This window comes from Rhizobium sp. NPDC090275 (genome assembly GCF_044772225.1).
GTDB lineage: Bacteria > Pseudomonadota > Alphaproteobacteria > Rhizobiales > Rhizobiaceae > Rhizobium.
This window is the reverse complement of sequence record NZ_JBIVYL010000009.1, coordinates 136,356-151,540: the sequence shown is the minus strand read 5'-3', so window position 1 is coordinate 151,540 and position 15,185 is coordinate 136,356. Positions and strand designations below refer to the sequence as shown.

General features: G+C 59.5%; 12 protein-coding genes and 2 pseudogenes. 8 read left to right on the top strand and 6 right to left on the bottom strand.

The genetic code is table 11. The annotated features are described in order from the left end of the window. Positions 1–8 precede the first annotated feature (8 nt). Entirely contained in the window at positions 9–917 is a 909-nt protein-coding gene (locus ACIQUB_RS22330; RefSeq protein WP_402932244.1) for a LysR family transcriptional regulator, read from the bottom strand. A 106-nt stretch (positions 918–1,023) separates the two neighbouring features. Here ACIQUB_RS22330 and ACIQUB_RS22325 point away from each other — a divergent pair. After that, positions 1,024–1,898, top strand: a pseudogene (locus tag ACIQUB_RS22325) (SDR family oxidoreductase). Positions 1,899–2,039: 141 nt separating this feature from the next. On the opposite strand, the gene ACIQUB_RS22320 reads toward ACIQUB_RS22325, so the two are convergent. Continuing rightward, positions 2,040–2,267, bottom strand: coding sequence for a DUF2188 domain-containing protein (locus tag ACIQUB_RS22320; protein ID WP_402932242.1), 228 nt, complete (start codon positions 2,265–2,267; stop codon positions 2,040–2,042). Between the two features lie 356 nt (positions 2,268–2,623). Between ACIQUB_RS22320 and ACIQUB_RS22315 the strand changes: the two are divergent. The 5 genes and pseudogenes from ACIQUB_RS22315 to ACIQUB_RS22295 all read left to right on the top strand — a co-directional run bounded on the left by ACIQUB_RS22315 (position 2,624) and on the right by ACIQUB_RS22295 (position 9,482). Continuing rightward, positions 2,624–3,156, top strand: a pseudogene (locus tag ACIQUB_RS22315) (NUDIX hydrolase). 438 nt (positions 3,157–3,594) lie between these two features. Continuing rightward, a complete protein-coding gene (locus ACIQUB_RS22310; RefSeq protein WP_402932240.1) occupies positions 3,595–7,035 on the top strand; it encodes a response regulator in 3,441 nt (1,146 codons plus the stop codon). Then, complete coding sequence (locus tag ACIQUB_RS22305) at positions 7,032–7,871, top strand: CheR family methyltransferase (protein WP_402932238.1); 840 nt, start codon at positions 7,032–7,034, stop codon at positions 7,869–7,871. Before ACIQUB_RS22310 ends, ACIQUB_RS22305 begins: the two co-directional genes overlap by 4 nt. After that, positions 7,871–8,434: a chemotaxis protein CheB gene (locus tag ACIQUB_RS22300; protein ID WP_402932236.1), complete on the top strand. Its 564-nt coding sequence runs from the start codon at positions 7,871–7,873 to the stop codon at positions 8,432–8,434. Before ACIQUB_RS22305 ends, ACIQUB_RS22300 begins: the two co-directional genes overlap by 1 nt. A 7-nt stretch (positions 8,435–8,441) precedes the next feature. After that, positions 8,442–9,482: a response regulator gene (locus ACIQUB_RS22295; protein WP_402932234.1), complete on the top strand. Its 1,041-nt coding sequence runs from the start codon at positions 8,442–8,444 to the stop codon at positions 9,480–9,482. A gap of 204 nt (positions 9,483–9,686) precedes the next feature. Here ACIQUB_RS22295 and ACIQUB_RS22290 read toward each other — a convergent pair whose 3' ends face one another. The 3 genes from ACIQUB_RS22290 to ACIQUB_RS22280 all read right to left on the bottom strand — a co-directional run bounded on the left by ACIQUB_RS22290 (position 9,687) and on the right by ACIQUB_RS22280 (position 13,185). Then, entirely contained in the window at positions 9,687–10,691 is a 1,005-nt protein-coding gene (locus ACIQUB_RS22290; protein ID WP_402932232.1) for a PAS domain S-box protein, read from the bottom strand. Positions 10,692–11,262: 571 nt separating this feature from the next. Next, the gene (locus ACIQUB_RS22285) at positions 11,263–11,988 is read right to left on the bottom strand and encodes a YoaK family protein (protein ID WP_402932230.1); all 726 of its coding nucleotides are present in this window, start codon (positions 11,986–11,988) and stop codon (positions 11,263–11,265) included. Positions 11,989–12,051: 63 nt separating this feature from the next. Further along, the gene (locus ACIQUB_RS22280) at positions 12,052–13,185 is read right to left on the bottom strand and encodes a site-specific integrase (protein WP_402932228.1); all 1,134 of its coding nucleotides are present in this window, start codon (positions 13,183–13,185) and stop codon (positions 12,052–12,054) included. A 124-nt stretch (positions 13,186–13,309) separates the two neighbouring features. Here ACIQUB_RS22280 and ACIQUB_RS22275 point away from each other — a divergent pair, with 124 nt between their 5' ends. Next, on the top strand, positions 13,310–14,263 hold the full coding sequence (locus ACIQUB_RS22275) for a DUF1403 family protein (RefSeq protein WP_402932226.1): 954 nt from the start codon (positions 13,310–13,312) through the stop codon (positions 14,261–14,263). A 2-nt stretch (positions 14,264–14,265) separates the two neighbouring features. Beyond that, the gene (locus tag ACIQUB_RS22270; RefSeq protein WP_402932225.1) at positions 14,266–14,973 is read left to right on the top strand and encodes an SMC-Scp complex subunit ScpB; all 708 of its coding nucleotides are present in this window, start codon (positions 14,266–14,268) and stop codon (positions 14,971–14,973) included. 42 nt (positions 14,974–15,015) lie between these two features. On the opposite strand, the gene ACIQUB_RS22265 is transcribed toward ACIQUB_RS22270, so the two are convergent. Next, complete coding sequence (locus ACIQUB_RS22265) at positions 15,016–15,159, bottom strand: hypothetical protein (RefSeq protein ID WP_402932223.1); 144 nt, start codon at positions 15,157–15,159, stop codon at positions 15,016–15,018. Between the last annotated feature and the right edge of the window lie 26 nt (positions 15,160–15,185).

Here is a 15,185-nt window from a genome sequence, read left to right as displayed (position 1 = left end):
GGGCGTTTTCAGAGGCGAGACGTCTCATCGCTGATGAACGCTGCCAGCTCTTCGGGGGCGCCCTTAGGAAAGGATTCCCTCAGATATTCGAGGAAGGCGGAGACGCGCGCGCTCAACAACTGGCGCGACGGATATAGTGCCCATAGCCCGATGTCGGAAGCCTCGACGTCACCCATGTGAACCAACGTCCCCGCAGCGATATCGTGAGCCACGAGCGAAACCGGCAGTCGCGCTGCTCCGACGCCCGCGCGTACAGCATCGCGCACCATGACCAGTGACGACAAACGCAAAACCGGCTCGACTGCGATTCGGGTCCGACCCGCCGTCGCGACAATCTCCCATTCGATTGCACTGTCGCCCGCGCCCCTGACCACCGCTGGCGTGGCGACGTCGCCTGTGGGGTGCACGAGAGCCGGGCTCACGACGACGACCAGGCGATCATGCAGGAAGATGCGCCCGACGAGACTCTCGTCAGGAGTAGGGTTGACCCGGATCACCAGATCATAACCTTCCTCGATCATATCGACGGCCCGGTCCTCGGTTGTGATCTCGAGCCGCACCTCGGGATATTTCAATGCAAAGCCTGCTGCGATCTTGCCCATCGCTGTTTGCGAAAACAGTAGTGGCGCGCTGATCCGCAGCCTGCCCTTTGGTTTCTCGCCACCCGAGGCGATCGCGGCCGCCGTTTCGTTAAGCTCGGTCAACAAGGTAGCGGTTCGTTCGAACAGCGCCCGTCCCTCTTGCGTGAGCTTCAGCATGCGAGCGCCGCGCTCGAACAGGCGTAAGTCGAGTGCAGCCTCGAGCTCGCCGACCCGGCGCGACAGGGTGGCCTTCGGGCGGCCACTGGCTCGGGCGGCTTTCCCAAATCCGCCATGGCGGGCAACAAGGTTGAAGTCGGCGAGCGCAAGCAGATCCATAACGTTCCACCAGTGAGACAGCGAGTCTAATTTTAGCGTCTATTGGACCGCCTGTGAACCATCCATATTGGGGGTGTCAAACAAACCCAACCCTCGGAGAGATACCATGACTATTCTCGTTACAGGCGCTACCGGCCGCGTCGGCCGCCACCTCGTTGATCAACTCATTCAGCGCGGCGCCAAGGTGCGTGTGCTGGCCCGCGATCGTGCCAAGGCCACTTTCCCGGCCGGTGTTGAAGTCGCGCAAGGGGATCTGCTCGATATCGACGCACTGCGTTCAGCGGCGTCCGTACGCTGTTTCTGCTCAATGCAGTCACCGGTGACGAATTCACCCAGGCGATCATCACCTTGAACGTCGCCCGTGAAGCCGGTGTCGACCGGGTCGTGTATCTATCGGTGTTCAATGCCGACGGGGCCGTCAACGTCCCCCATTTCGCCGTGAAGGCCGGCGGCGAGCGCATGCTGGAGCAGATGGGCTTCAGCGCCACGATCCTGCGTCCGTCCTACTTCATCGACAATGAGGTCATGATCAAAGATGTCGTCTTCAATCACGGCGTCTATCCCATGCCGATCGGCGGTAAGGGGGTTGCCATGGTCGACGCCCGCGACATCGCCGAGGTCGCCGCGCTCGAACTGATCCGTCGTGACCAGGCTCAGGGGAAATTGCCGATCGAAACGATCAATCTGGTGGGCCCCGACACACTGACGGGCTCGGACGTCGCGGCAATCTGGTCCGAGGTGCTCGGGCGTCCGATCATCTATGGCGGCGATGATCCCAACGGGTTCGAGCAGAACATGGCGACCTTCATGCCGAAATGGATGGCCTATGAAATGCGCCTGATGGCGGAGCGCTATGTTAGCGACGGCATGATCCCGCAGCCTGGCGACGTCGAGCGGCTGACAACGATACTGGGCCGGCCCTTACACACCTATCGCGGCTTCGCCGAGGAGATTGCCTTGCAAACCACCAAAGGCAGTTGAACGCCACGGCGACGTTGGGCCAGGAAACCCCAGCAACATGCGACTGAACCGACCGAGGCAAAAGCCTTGGTCGGTTTTCTCATTGGTGCCGGCAGGGGAGTGGGGCCGGCTCCAACTTATGACGCTACGCCGTTCCGACCTTTAATGCGGCCGCGCGTCGAGCCCGAAAGTCCTCTTGCGTTGTATCGATCCATTCTGGTCGTGCAAAACAGCGGAGGCCACGCCGCCGTTTTGTTCAACAGCCCGGCCGGCGCGTAAAGCGGCCAAATAGGCCTGGGCCTGCGTCGCGTGGTAGGAAATCACCTTCGCTGCCACCGTCAAGCGCCACTCTGACCGATATGGTTTCGAATGATAGACCTTCGCCTTCATCGTCGCCTCCCTAATGGATTGTGATGAAAAGGGTAGGGGATCTCGAAGGACGGGCAAGTTTGCAGCGTCGGCAAGGTTAAAGAGACCTCACGTTCCAGACACTACAACGTTGGATTTTGAGACAACCCGATCTGACATGGGCGAGAGACCGATCCCAAGCGTCCAAGCCGTAGACGGTGGAGGTTCGTCGACGTCGGGATATTGGCGTTGCGAACGGGTGAGATCGAGGGAGGGTAGGGGCAAGCTGGAGGCTCCCGTCGATGGCTTCGTTAAATCCGTGGATGACTGTTACAAAACTGTCATAAAACATTGCCGCTCATTGAGGCGACCAAGAAACTTTGCGAACGTTGAGCGGCATGAAGCCGATCATCAAACCTCACAAAGCGGTGGCCGAGCAACCGAGAACGTTGCTGCAGCAACTCGCCGATAATCCGGATCGTCTGTTCGACAAACCCTTCGCCCGCCAATGCGGCGCGCTTTGCTTTCGGTATAAACAGGACAGTGGCGATATCGAAATTCTCGTCGTGACGTCTCGCGAAACACGCCGATGGATCATTCCCAAGGGTTGGCCGATGAAAGGTAAGGAACCGCACAAGGCGGCGGCGATAGAGGCATGGGAAGAAGCCGGCGTTCGCGGTAAGCCGAACAAAAAAAATCCGTTGGAAGTTACACTTATCTCAAGGATCTCGATAACGGCGACTTTGCGCCCTGTATCGTCGATGTATTCCAGATTGAGGTGACTGAGGTGCGAACTGATTTCAAGGAGCGGGGTCAGCGAGTTTGCGACTGGGTCAGTCCCGATGAGGCTGCGCGATGGGTACGCGAAGTCGAACTGAAATCTTTGTTGGTCAATTTTAAGCCCATTTCGAAAAAATCTCGCGCGAGATAGTGCGGCCGGTCCCGTTTGGGGACCAACCTCCTGGCCGAAGCCTCGCCATATCGGGAGCCTCGGAGGCCGATATTATTGCGCCGCAACATCTTCCTTGAAACATTGTGCGATGCAGCGCATTATCTGATCAGCAGAGCCATTCACCTCCTCCCGAGCGGCTTTGCACCACTGGCAACACTCCTCCTCCCATGTTGTCAGTCATTATAGAAGCCCGGAGCACCTCCTCCCGCACCGGGCTTTTCTCTACAGCGGGCATTGAAGAGGCGATCGGACGCTGTTGTTGGGAGAGTCGTGCCAGAAAACTAGGGTCCGGCAGCTTTCGTTAAATTGACTGTGAAGCGACCCCTCCGCCGCTGACACGTCGGCACTACATTCGACATTTTCCTGTGCATTGCCTATGAGTGGCGCCAACCACGTCCCTGCCGCAATGAGCTCCCCATGAAAAACACGCCTGCCTCTGACCTGCAGACCCGATCCCTCGGCCTTGATCCCAACGTCGCGGTCGGACTGCTCGTAACGCTAATTTTCTTCGTTGTTAGTGGTATCGTCGCGTATTTCAATCTCCAGGCATTGGAAGAGGGCAATCAACGCGTCGTCCAGACCCATGTCGCCATCGTTGCCCTTGATGAATTGCTCTCGCGCGTTCAGGACGCTGAAACAGGTCAGCGGGGTTTTCTGCTGACCTTCAAGGACCAGTATCTGGAACCATATAACTCAGCGCTTCAAGCTATTCCGGCCAAGCTTCAGGACATCGACCGCCTCACTGGCGCGAATTCAGGTCAGGGACAGCGGCTCGCGAATTTGAAGGCGCATGTCGAAGCCAAGCTCGCGGAGCTGAAGGAAACGATCGACCTGCAGCGCAATCAGGGTCTGGACGCCGCCCTTGCGGTGGTGAACTCCGACCGCGGCAAGAACGATATGGACGCAATCCGGGTTCAGATCGCGGCAATGTCCCAGCGCGAAAGCGAAGTTCGCGTGCAGCGAATAGCGGAGATGAAAAGTGCCCAAGAGACCGCATTGGCGAGCACATTGTTGTCCGGCCTGCTCGGGATTCTTCTGACGTTGGCGATCGGATTGCTGATCCGTCGCGCGACCATGGCGCGTCGCCGCGACGACTGGCTGCAATCGGGCCAGGTGGGGCTGGCTGCCGCCATGATGGGTGACCAGCCAATCGAACAACTCGGCAACAGCATGCTCGAGTTCCTGGTGCGTTATGTCGGTGGGGTAGCAGGAGCGGCATTTGCTGGAACGGGCGATGCCTATCAGCGGGTGGGCGCCTATGGCGTGCCAGACAGCGCAGGCGTGCCAAAGCAGTTCCGAACGCGTGAAGGCCTTCTGGGACAGGCCGCCGCCGAGGGGCGCCCGCTGTTGTTCGGGGAGGTCCCGGACGGCTACCTGACATTCGGCTCGGCGCTTGGGCGAGACAAGCCAAGGCATATCGCGATCTTTCCAGGCGAGGTCGACGGTCAGGTCAACGCAGTCATCGAGATTGGTTTTCTGCGCGCGATCGATCCTCAGGTCGGCACATTTCTGGAGCGTGCGTCCGAGGCGGTCGCCATTGCCGTGCGTTCGGCAACGTACCGAAGCGAACTGCAGAGCCTACTCGAGGAAACCCAGCGTCAGTCCGAAGAACTGCAGACGCAAAGCGAAGAACTTCGCGTTTCCAACGAGGAACTGGAGGAACAGGGCCGCGCGTTGAAAGAGTCCCAGACGCGTCTGGAGCAGCAGCAGGCCGAGCTTGAGCAGACCAATTCGCAGCTGGAAGAGCAGGCTCAGGAACTCGAATTCCAACGCGATAATCTCGAGCGTATCAACGCGTCTGTCGAACTCAAGTCCAGAGAGTTGGAGCAGGCGAGCCAGTACAAGTCCGATTTCCTCGCCAACATGTCGCATGAGCTCAGGACGCCGCTCAATTCCTCGCTGATCCTCGCAAAACTTCTGGCCGACAATCCAGAAGAGAACCTGACAGCCGAGCAGGTCAAATACGCCCAGACGATCCAGTCATCAGGAAATGACCTCCTCAATCTGATCAACGACATTCTTGACCTTTCCAAGATCGAAGCGGGCCATGTCGAGATCAGGCCGGAGACTGTTGTCGTCGAGCGCGTCGCCAACAATCTTCGACGCATGTTCCAGCCCATTGCGTCCGAGAAAAAGCTGAATTTTGCGATTGAGCTTGCTTCGGATGTTCCGGCTGCGATCGAAACGGACGCGCTACGCCTCGAACAGGTTCTCAAGAATTTGCTTTCAAATGCGATCAAGTTCACCGAAGCTGGTAGCGTTACGCTAAGCATTTCGCCCGCGGGCGCCGGACGGATCAGTTTCGCTGTGACCGACACCGGGATCGGGATTTCCGCCGATCAGCAGCAGCGGGTATTCGAGGCATTTCACCAGGCCGACGGCACCATCAGCCGTCGTTTCGGCGGCACGGGGCTTGGGCTGTCGATTTCGCGACAGCTTGCGCGGCTGCTTGGCGGCTCTATCGAGCTGAAGAGCGAAGCAGGGAAGGGGAGTACCTTTACCGCCGCGATCCCACAGACCTACGATCCGTCTGCTGTCGCATCGCAGGATCCGGTCTCCCGTGCCGTGCCTCCTGCTGTCGTCGCGGCGGACCATGCCGAGCCGCTACGTCACATGCCGGCAGTGCCAAAGACCACCGTCGAAGACGACCGTGCTACACTCAGCGGGGCGAAGCGCGTGCTGCTTGTCATCGAGGACGATGCCTCTTTCGCTGCGATCGTCAGGGATCTTTCGCGGGAGATGGGCTTCCAGTCAATCGTTGCCGGCACGGCGGAAGAGGCTTTGAGACTGGCCAAGGAATACAGGCCAAGCGCTGTTGTTCTTGACGTTGGCTTGCCAGATCAATCGGGTCTGGCAGTTCTTGACCGCCTGAAGAACGATGTCGCAACGCGGCATATCCCGATCCACATGATCTCTGCCGAGGACCACAGCGAAACGGCATTGTCACTGGGTGCCGTCGGTTATGCCGTCAAGCCGGTGATGCGCGAGCAGCTCGTCGACGTTCTGGAAAAGCTCGAGCTAAAATTGTCGCAGGATGTGCGTCGGATCCTGATCGTCGAGGACGATCCGGTGCAGCGTGACGCTGTCGCCAGGCTCCTTGGCTCGCGCGGCGTGGAAACGGTCACCGCTGGGACGGCAGCCGAATGCCTGGAACTCCTGAAGGATCAGACGTTTGATTGCATGGTACTGGATCTGTCGCTTCCAGACGCGTCCGGATACTCGCTTCTCGAGACCTTGAGCCAGGAAAGCGCATATGCGTTTCCGACCGTTATCGTCTATACAGGACGCGAATTGTCCCAAGACGACGAACATCGGCTGCGGCGATACTCGAAGTCGATCATCATCAAGGGTGCTAAATCGCCAGAGCGCCTTCTCGATGAGGTCAGCCTCTTTCTGCATCAGGTTATTTCCGAGTTGCCGGATGAACAGCAGAAGATGATCCGCAAGGCTCGCAACCGTGATGCCATTCTCGAAGGCCGGCGCATCCTCATCGTGGAAGACGACGTCCGCAACGTCTATGCCTTGACCAATATCCTCGAACCCCGCGGAGCGATCGTGGAAATCGCCCGCAACGGCCAAGAGGCAATCGATGCGCTCGAGAAAGCTTCGCAGGCAGGTGGGACTATGGTCGACCTCGTGCTGATGGACGTGATGATGCCCGTCATGGACGGCCTGACGGCAACGCGGGAAATCCGCAAGAACCCGGCCTGGAAAAAGCTGCCGATCCTGACGTTGACTGCCAAAGCCATGCCCGACGATCAGCAGCGATGCATCGAAGCGGGCGCCAACGACTATATGGCCAAGCCGCTTGACGTGGAAAAGCTGCTGTCGCTGGTGCGGGTGTGGATGCCGAAATGACCACAACAGATCGGGCAGAGAACGTAGAAGACATAGAGATCCGGCTGCTTTTGGAGGCGCTGTTTCTCACCTATCACTACGACTTCCGCAATTATGCGATGGCATCGATCAAGCGCCGCCTGAGGCAGGCGCGGCAGGCGATGGGCTTTCTGACGATTTCGGCGATGCAGGAGGCTCTTCTGCATGAGCCGGCGCTGCTCCCGCGGTTGCTGGGTTACCTCACGGTCCAGGTCAGCGAGATGTTTCGCGACCCGAGCTATTTTCGAGCGATCCGGGAGAGGGTGATCCCGCACCTGCGGACGTACCCGTCGCTCAAGGTCTGGATCGCTGGATGCAGCGGTGGTGAGGAGCTTTATTCGATGGTCATCCTCTTTCGGGAGGAGGGGCTAGAGGACCGCACGCTGTTTTACGCGACCGACATCAACGCTGAAGCCCTCGCGACCGCGGAAGCCGGTGTATACGCTCTCGATCGTTTGCAGCTGTTTACGGAAAACCATCGCAAATCAGGCGGCAAATCATCGTTGTCGGACTATTATCAAGCGGCCTACGGACGGGCGTCGTTCGACACGAGTCTCCGGCGCAACGTGGTCTTTTCTGACCATAGCCTGGTGACCGACGCGGTTTTTGCGGAAATGCATCTGGTCTCCTGCCGCAATGTCCTCATCTATTTTGACCGTGACCTGCAGGACCGTGCGGTCGGCCTCTTCCAGGGCTCGATGGTTCGCAAAGGTTTCCTGGGCCTCGGTTCGAAAGAAAGCCTGCGGTTTTCGAGGCATGGAAATGCCTTCGAGGAATTTTCGAGGGAAGACAAAATCTACCAGAAGCGAGGCGGCTGATGGGCGCGCGATTTGACGCTGTAGTGATCGGAGCATCGGCCGGTGCCTTGGAGGCGCTTTCGGCGATCCTTCCTTCGCTGCCGGCCGGCTTTCCTCTCCCAATCCTTGTAGTCGTCCACGTGCCTGCCGATCGGCCAAGCGCTTTGGCCGATTTGTTCTCAGCAAAATGTCGGATGGCCGTAAAAGAGGCGGAAGACAAGGAACCCCTGGTCGGCGGCACGATCTATTTCGCACCCCCCGACTATCATCTCCTCGTTGAGGTCGATAAAACTGTCGCACTTTCAAGCGATAAGCCGGTTCTTTTCTCCCGTCCTTCCATTGATGTCCTGTTCGAGACTGCGGCCGACGCATTCCAGGATAAGCTTATTGGAATCGTGCTTACCGGCGCGAATAGCGATGGAGCCGAGGGGCTGAAAGTGGTGGTCGAAGCTGGTGGTGTCGGTTTGATACAGGAGCCGGCAACAGCTTTCTCCGCCGCGATGCCGGAAGCCGCCGCCAAGGCGAGTTCGGGTGCGACTGTACTGACCCTCGCCAACATCGCAGATTTTTTGAAAAAGGTTTGAACGCATAATGAACCCCGTCCCCTTTCTCCTTGTCGACGATCTGGACGAGAACCTGCTTTCCCTGGAAGCGTTGCTGCGCAGGGACGACCTGCTCCTGCTGAAAGCGCGCTCCGGTGACGAGGCGCTGGAATTGTTGTTGAACCATGACGTCGCGCTGGCGCTTGTCGACGTTCAAATGCCGGGCCTGAACGGCTTCGATCTGGCCGAGCTGATGCGCGGCAACGAGCGCACCCGTCGTATCCCGATCATTTTCGTGACGGCTGGCAGCACAGATGGTCAACGCCAGTTTCGCGGGTACGAGGCGGGTGCGGTCGACTTCATCGAGAAACCGATCGAACCGGACATCCTGCGCAGCAAGGTTTCCGTGTTCTATGAACTCTATCGACAGCGGCAGCAGCTCGCCGCGCAGCGCGATGAATTGGCCGCGGCGGCGCGGCATAAGGATGTGCTCCTGAAGGAGATCAATCATCGCATCAAGAACCTATTCAGCCTGACAGCTGGGCTGATCTCCTTGAGCGCACGGCCGGCCAAGAGCGTTGCGGAACTGGAGGCGGATCTCCGATCCCGTCTGCATGCCTTGTCCCGAGCTCACGAATTGACGATGCCCGATCTCGCGTCGGATGGCATTGGCAGCCAGATCGCGACGACCGTCACCGCCCTCCTTCGAGCGATCTCGGCTCCGCATGATCACGCTGAAGGATCCCGTATCGATATTACCGGGGCAGACGCACCTTTAACGGGCACCGCGCTGACCTCCCTGGCGCTTCTCCTGCACGAACTCACGACAAACGCGGCAAAATACGGGGCGTTGGCTGCACCTGAGGGCAAGCTGACGATCGACGTCTCCGCCGCTGACGAGGTTTTGCAAATCGATTGGACGGAGACGGGTGTGTCAGGCATCGAAAAAGCCCCCGAGCGAGAGGGCTTTGGATCCACGCTGGAGAAGGCGGCTTTGCAAGGTCTGAATGGAAAGATGCTAAGGAATTGGACCGAGAACGGCCTGTCACTTCACTTGACGGTTCCTCTTCAAAGTCTCGTCAGGCCGTGATCGCTGCAGGGAACGGGGTACATCTCCGCGATGCACCCGAGCCGTCGCCGAACAGATTCTGAAGGGAATGATAGACAGACGAAAGCAGTGACTTAAAGGCTCTACAGTTTGCGGATCGGGAGGGAGAAGGGGAGCCAGATTGGACCCTCCGGCAACACGCTGAAAATGCTTCCAGTCGAAAGCATTCCCAGACGGATGACGAAGTTAGTCACGGCGAATCTGAACGCGGGTGAGGGGAGCGACAAGGTCCCATATGAGCGTATCACCGTCGATGTTCCATGTGCTCGTTCCCCCGAGTGCCGCGGCGACGATGCGCTTAAGGACCAAAGACCCAAAGCCATTCCCCCGCGCGAGGAGGTCCGGTTCGGTCACCCCGACTTCACGCCAGGTAAAATGGAAGTCGTCGCCGTCTGGGCCCGGCTCGATCGTCCATGACAAATCGACCTTCGATAGGTCGGCGTCTGCGAACTGCACGTGATTTACGACGAGTTCGTGGAGCGCCATACCGAGATTTAACACTGCATTGGCATCGAGCAGAATGGCAGGGCCGGCGGAAAAGATTTTTCCATTGCTGGCGAACGGCTGCACCTGGTGCGAGATGAGGGCGTTCAGATCGACACCGGCCCAATCGACCGATGACAGCAAATCCTGGGAGTGCGACAGCGCCATGATCCGCTCGCGAACGCGGCTCTCGAAGCGTTTGATATCCGGTTCGCGCGCAGCCGTCTGTGCAATAACGGCAAGGATAACGGCGTACTGGTTTTTCACCCGATGATTGATCTCCCGCAGCAGCAATTTCAGGCGACGCTCGTTTTCCTTGCTCTCTGATATGTCTCGAGCGATCTTGGAGGCACCGATGATGCGCCCGCGCCCGTCCTTGATCGGCGATATGGTAATCGAGACGGGAACAAGCGCGCCGTTGCGGGTTTTGCGGATCGTCTCGAACGTATCGATCTGTTGGCCAAGCTTGAGGCGACGAATGATTTCCACTTCTTCTTGGTGACGATCGTCGGGGATGAGGATGTAGATAGACCTGCCGATCGCTTCTGCGGCAGTGAACCCAAATACCCGTTCGGCCGCCTTGTTCCAGCTGACGATGGTACCGGAAAGGTCCTTGCTGATGATTGCATCGAAGGAACTGTCGACGATGGCTGCGAGCCGGGCGTCGCTGTGACTACGCCGTCTCTTGCCGGACTTTTGTTCGAACATGGGCATTCCCGCGTCACGTCAAAACATGAAAATCTGGGCGGCGGTTGTAATGCACGGCCGCCCGGTTCGATAATGCGGATGAGAAACTAGCGAGCGCTGCCTTTGTTTCAAGCCTAAATCCTGACTGAGTCATCAATGCTGGTCCCCAACACAGATGATGGCGCGGAACCAAGCCGCCGGCGCCTTTTCCCCATGTCGTTGAGCAAACGACGCGCCGGCAAGATCCACAGCCAAGGTTCTCTCCAGACTGGACATCTGTCCCCCTATCGACGTTTCAATGACCGGGAGAATTGGAGTGACTCATTGGCGTATCAATGGGATACCAGGAAGGCGCGACGCGCGCATCTGGTGAGATTGTGTTGCGTGATCTCGGCGACCATAATCAGCCTCGTCTTGCCGATCTTTATTTATCGGGTTGCCTTTGGATAGCCCACGTCGGACGTCGCTGCTTCGAGGTGGTAATTAGGCGCGGGCGATGGCGTCCATGGGTTCTCCTTTCCATTTCCGTGGATGCAACGGTGATGGCCGGTCAACCGATCGGGCTTGATGTGTGGGGATCGACGCTGCACCCTCATGGTCGTCGTCTCGGCGGCATCCAACGAAACCGCCGGGTCGCGGTGGTTGCGAATGTTCCTCGGCCGGTCCGGATCCCACCAAGAGCGATTAGAAACAGAAGAGCGGCGCAGATCAAAAGTAGATAGCCCTCGATCGTGCGATAGATAAGGACGCCGCCGACACCACCGAGGAGAAAGGCGGCAATTGTCCACGCATGAAGCTTCAGCCTCGCGCGGTTCTCGGCGGCGTGACCGTCTGGCTTTCGTCCACGCAGGATATCGATTGCGATACCGAGTTCGATGCCAATGTCGGTGGCCATGCCGGAGACGTGGGTGGTCCGAACGCGGGCATCGGAAATCCGCGTCACAGTGGCGTTCTGCAATCCCATCAGAAACGCGAGGCCCAGGATCAGCAGGGGAGGGCGCCAGACGCCCAGCAGCCAGATGTCAGCAAGCCCAAGCAAAGCAAGGAGGCATGCCTCCAGAAGAATGCTATAGGCGTAGACACCGGCAATGCCCCGTCGCCGCCCCGCATTGATCAACAGGCTGGATACGGTGGCGCCGACGATAAAGGTGAAAACGATCGCGAGGAAGAACAGGCCCGGCCGCCATTGCGCCGTTGCCAGATTATCGGACAGTGCGGACACATTGCCGGTCATGTTGGCGGCAAAGAAACCCACGGCATAGAAGGCTGCTGCATTTAGAGCACCAGCGATCAACGCCAGCGAGCAGGCGAGGTTCAAATTGATCCGCTCGTTGCGAGCCGCACCCTGGCTAATCAGCATAACCGCGCTCCAAAGCGTTCCTCACAGTCCCGCCGCCTTGGTCAGGTTCACCCTGAAGCGATCGCGCCGGCGCTGGTACCGCCGGGTCATTTCGGCAGAAGCATGCCCAAGCTGCTTCTGGACATAACGCTCGTCCACCTCGGCAGACGAGGCGAGGCCGGCGCGCAAGGAGTGACCGGAGAATTTGAACTGCCGCTCGAGCTCTGCCAGATCGCCGCGAATGCCGGCAGCCATGGCTGTGCGCTTGACCAGACGGGCAATTTCCTTGTCGTTCAAGCGTTCCGAACCGACGGATTTTCCCTGGCCGGTCACCCGACGGAACAGGGGACCATGGGCGAGCTTGGCAAACTTGATCCAGGTTTCGACGGTGGCGACCGGGCAGGTGGCGTCTGACGAGCCACGACCAATCTCGACCGTGCGCCAACCGGTCTTGCCGCGAAGCGTCACCAGCATGCCTTTGTCGAGGATCTCGATCCAGCCGCGACCGTCCTCAGTCTGATCCGCCTTGAGATCAAGACCGACAATCTCGGAACGGCGGAGCCCGCCTGCATAGCCGACCAGCAGCATGGCCCGGTCGCGCATGCCGCGCAGCGAACCGCGGTCGAGCGTCTCGACCATGGCGATGATATCTTCTGCCATCACCGCTTCCTTCTGGACCGGCGGACGCGCATGGCTGTTGCGGATGCCGGCCATCACCGTCGCAATGTGCCTGTCTTTGCGATCGAGCGAGAGACCGCGCTGGGCATAGCTCCAGCTGAGAGAGGAGAGGCGTCGTTCAATGGTCGAGACAGATTTGGCTTTGGTGCTTCGATCAACCGTGCCAGAAGCACAGGCTGTGATGTATAGCCCGACGGTTTGCGGATGCGGAGGGAGGGGAGCCAGATTAGACCTCCGGCACCATGCGGAAAAATGCTTCCAGTCGGCGGCATAGGCTTTGCGCGTATTGGCGGAACTGGCGGCTTCAACATAAGCCCGGGCGCGATCAGCAAGGCTTGCAAGATGGGCGGGCGTCTGGTCCTGAACGGCGCGAGAGGGGAGGGGGCTTTCACCCGACACCTCCGGCGCGGAAACATCATACCCGGCCGCCGTGCCGAGAGGCGGAGCAGAGGTCTCCTCGCCGTGATTTTCGCTGTTCTGCTCGATGATTTGGGCCATTTCCTTATAATGACAAAAACGTCCGATAATGCAAGATTATCGGACGTTTTATGTTGCCGACAGGCGGTGCGGTTTCGGTCGATATAGCTGGCATAAACCGCGCAACTGATTTATGCTCCGTCGCATGGATTCGTTCGTTCCTGTCACTCCAACGACGCCGACCTGGTCGGCCCGCTTGCCGGGCTGGACGCCACTGCGAACGCACGACATCACTGAAACCGACGCTACCTTCGCAGCCGGCATCGCTCTGAAATCCCTCGACGATCTGATCCGCGCCGATCCGCCATGGTTGAGCTGCTGGCGCGATCGCGTCGCCCTGAAATCGGCGGCTGTCGCCGCCAAAATGCTCGGTCGCAACGAGGACGAACACGCGTTGCGTGACGCCGTCCTGCTCACAACAACAGGCGACGATCCCGGCCCGGCCGGCAAGCTGTTTTTGGCCACACGAATGCTGGCGCGCCGATCCGGGACAATCACCACATCGGTCGTCAAGGAGTTGGCTGATCATTTTGCGCTTCGGTGGGATGATGCCCTTGCGGAGGTACCGGATCTGGTCGATACAGCGATCCAGTCCGGGCAAGCAGCACCCTTCGCGGTGGCGGACCTGATAACGGCGATCTCTGCCGTTCGCCCGGATGCCGAGGGGATGGCCCTTGGCCTCGCTGAAGCCGTGCTGGCTCAAAAGCTCAATTGGCCGAAACCCGTGCCGCTGCTGCTGCCCGAACGGTTTGGCCCGGCGTTCCGCACCATCGGTGGCCGCGGCCGCGTTCGGCCGGGTGAACCGGCCTATCCGAAAGCGATCTGCCTGGCATTAGTAGATGGCGTCGACGCCGCGCTGCGGTCCGCCGTTGAGATCGACCGCCGGGCGTCACGACTGCTGGCCGCCGCGCCGAAGGTGCGGACGAAAGGCGCCGAGCCGGTGATCCGCAAGCTACTAACCGAGGATGCCGTGCCGGCGTCCGCGCCGGGAAGTGATCTGTCGCGCTGGGCGGCCAACCGGCTGTTCGAGCGTCTGGAAAGCTTCGAAGCGGTGCGCGAGCTCTCCGGCCGCTCCTCCTTCCGAATTTTTGGGTTGTGATCATGGCCGGATCTCCTGCACTCAAACCATCTCGTCGAAAGGCGAACGCCGGAGACGAACTTCTCTATGATCGTGAACTGGATCAGTTCCCGGCGGAGATGCGCTGGCGGGAATGGATGATGCGGGTCGAGGCGGTGATCTTCGCCTCAGCCGAGCCGGTCAGCCGCGAGACGCTGGCGCGGGTGGTGGGAAAAGATTGCAGCATTGATCTGCTGATCGACGACCTCGTTGAGGAACTGCGGGACCGGCCTTATGAGTTGGTGTCGGTCGCCGGCGGGTGGCAGCACCGAACCCGGCCCCGTTTCGCCGAAACGATCCGCGCTTCGTCGGCGCCGACGCGGGGAGGGGCAGCAGCTCTCTCCGAGTTCGAGGCGATGGTGCTGATGGCGGTGGGATATTTCCAGCCGGTCACCCGCGGCGAACTGTCGAAGATTTTTGGCAAAGAAGTCAGCCGCGACGTCATTGGTCATCTTCGCGGTGCGGGGTTCATCGGCTCCGGGCCACGCAGCCCAACACCTGGTGCGCCATACACATACGTGACGACGCCGCACTTTCTATCGGCGTTCGGTATGGAGACCCTGCGCGACCTTCCGAACATCGAAGCACTCGAGGACGCCGGCCTGCTGAGCCGACATGCGGTTCAAAACGAAATCGCCGCCTCGGAAGTCGGCGAAAGCGAGACGGACGAAGAAGCGTCCGTTGTTGAATGATGCTCGAGGTCTCCAGCCGCTTGGCCATCAGCGCTGGGCTGACTACCTCGCCGTCGAGGCCAGCGCGATCGACAGGCAGAGCTTCACCGGTAAGAGCAGCAACTGATCGACCAGCGCGTTGTCGGAGGAGTCGACAGCGGCGCCGTCGATGTCTGTTGGAAAGACTGAACCCCACCTCCGCGGCATGTCCACCTCTGTGCTGCTGACCGGCT

Coding starts and splice junctions, on each gene's coding strand:
- ACIQUB_RS22330 (WP_402932244.1), bottom strand. CDS start 917: ATGGATCTGCTTGCGCTCGCCGACTTCAACCTTGTTGCCCGCCATGGC.
- ACIQUB_RS22320 (WP_402932242.1), bottom strand. CDS start 2,267: ATGAAGGCGAAGGTCTATCATTCGAAACCATATCGGTCAGAGTGGCGC.
- ACIQUB_RS22310 (WP_402932240.1), top strand. CDS start 3,595: ATGAAAAACACGCCTGCCTCTGACCTGCAGACCCGATCCCTCGGCCTT.
- ACIQUB_RS22305 (WP_402932238.1), top strand. CDS start 7,032: ATGACCACAACAGATCGGGCAGAGAACGTAGAAGACATAGAGATCCGG.
- ACIQUB_RS22300 (WP_402932236.1), top strand. CDS start 7,871: ATGGGCGCGCGATTTGACGCTGTAGTGATCGGAGCATCGGCCGGTGCC.
- ACIQUB_RS22295 (WP_402932234.1), top strand. CDS start 8,442: ATGAACCCCGTCCCCTTTCTCCTTGTCGACGATCTGGACGAGAACCTG.
- ACIQUB_RS22290 (WP_402932232.1), bottom strand. CDS start 10,691: ATGTTCGAACAAAAGTCCGGCAAGAGACGGCGTAGTCACAGCGACGCC.
- ACIQUB_RS22280 (WP_402932228.1), bottom strand. CDS start 13,185: ATGGCCCAAATCATCGAGCAGAACAGCGAAAATCACGGCGAGGAGACC.
- ACIQUB_RS22275 (WP_402932226.1), top strand. CDS start 13,310: ATGGATTCGTTCGTTCCTGTCACTCCAACGACGCCGACCTGGTCGGCC.
- ACIQUB_RS22270 (WP_402932225.1), top strand. CDS start 14,266: ATGGCCGGATCTCCTGCACTCAAACCATCTCGTCGAAAGGCGAACGCC.
- ACIQUB_RS22265 (WP_402932223.1), bottom strand. CDS start 15,159: ATGCCGCGGAGGTGGGGTTCAGTCTTTCCAACAGACATCGACGGCGCC.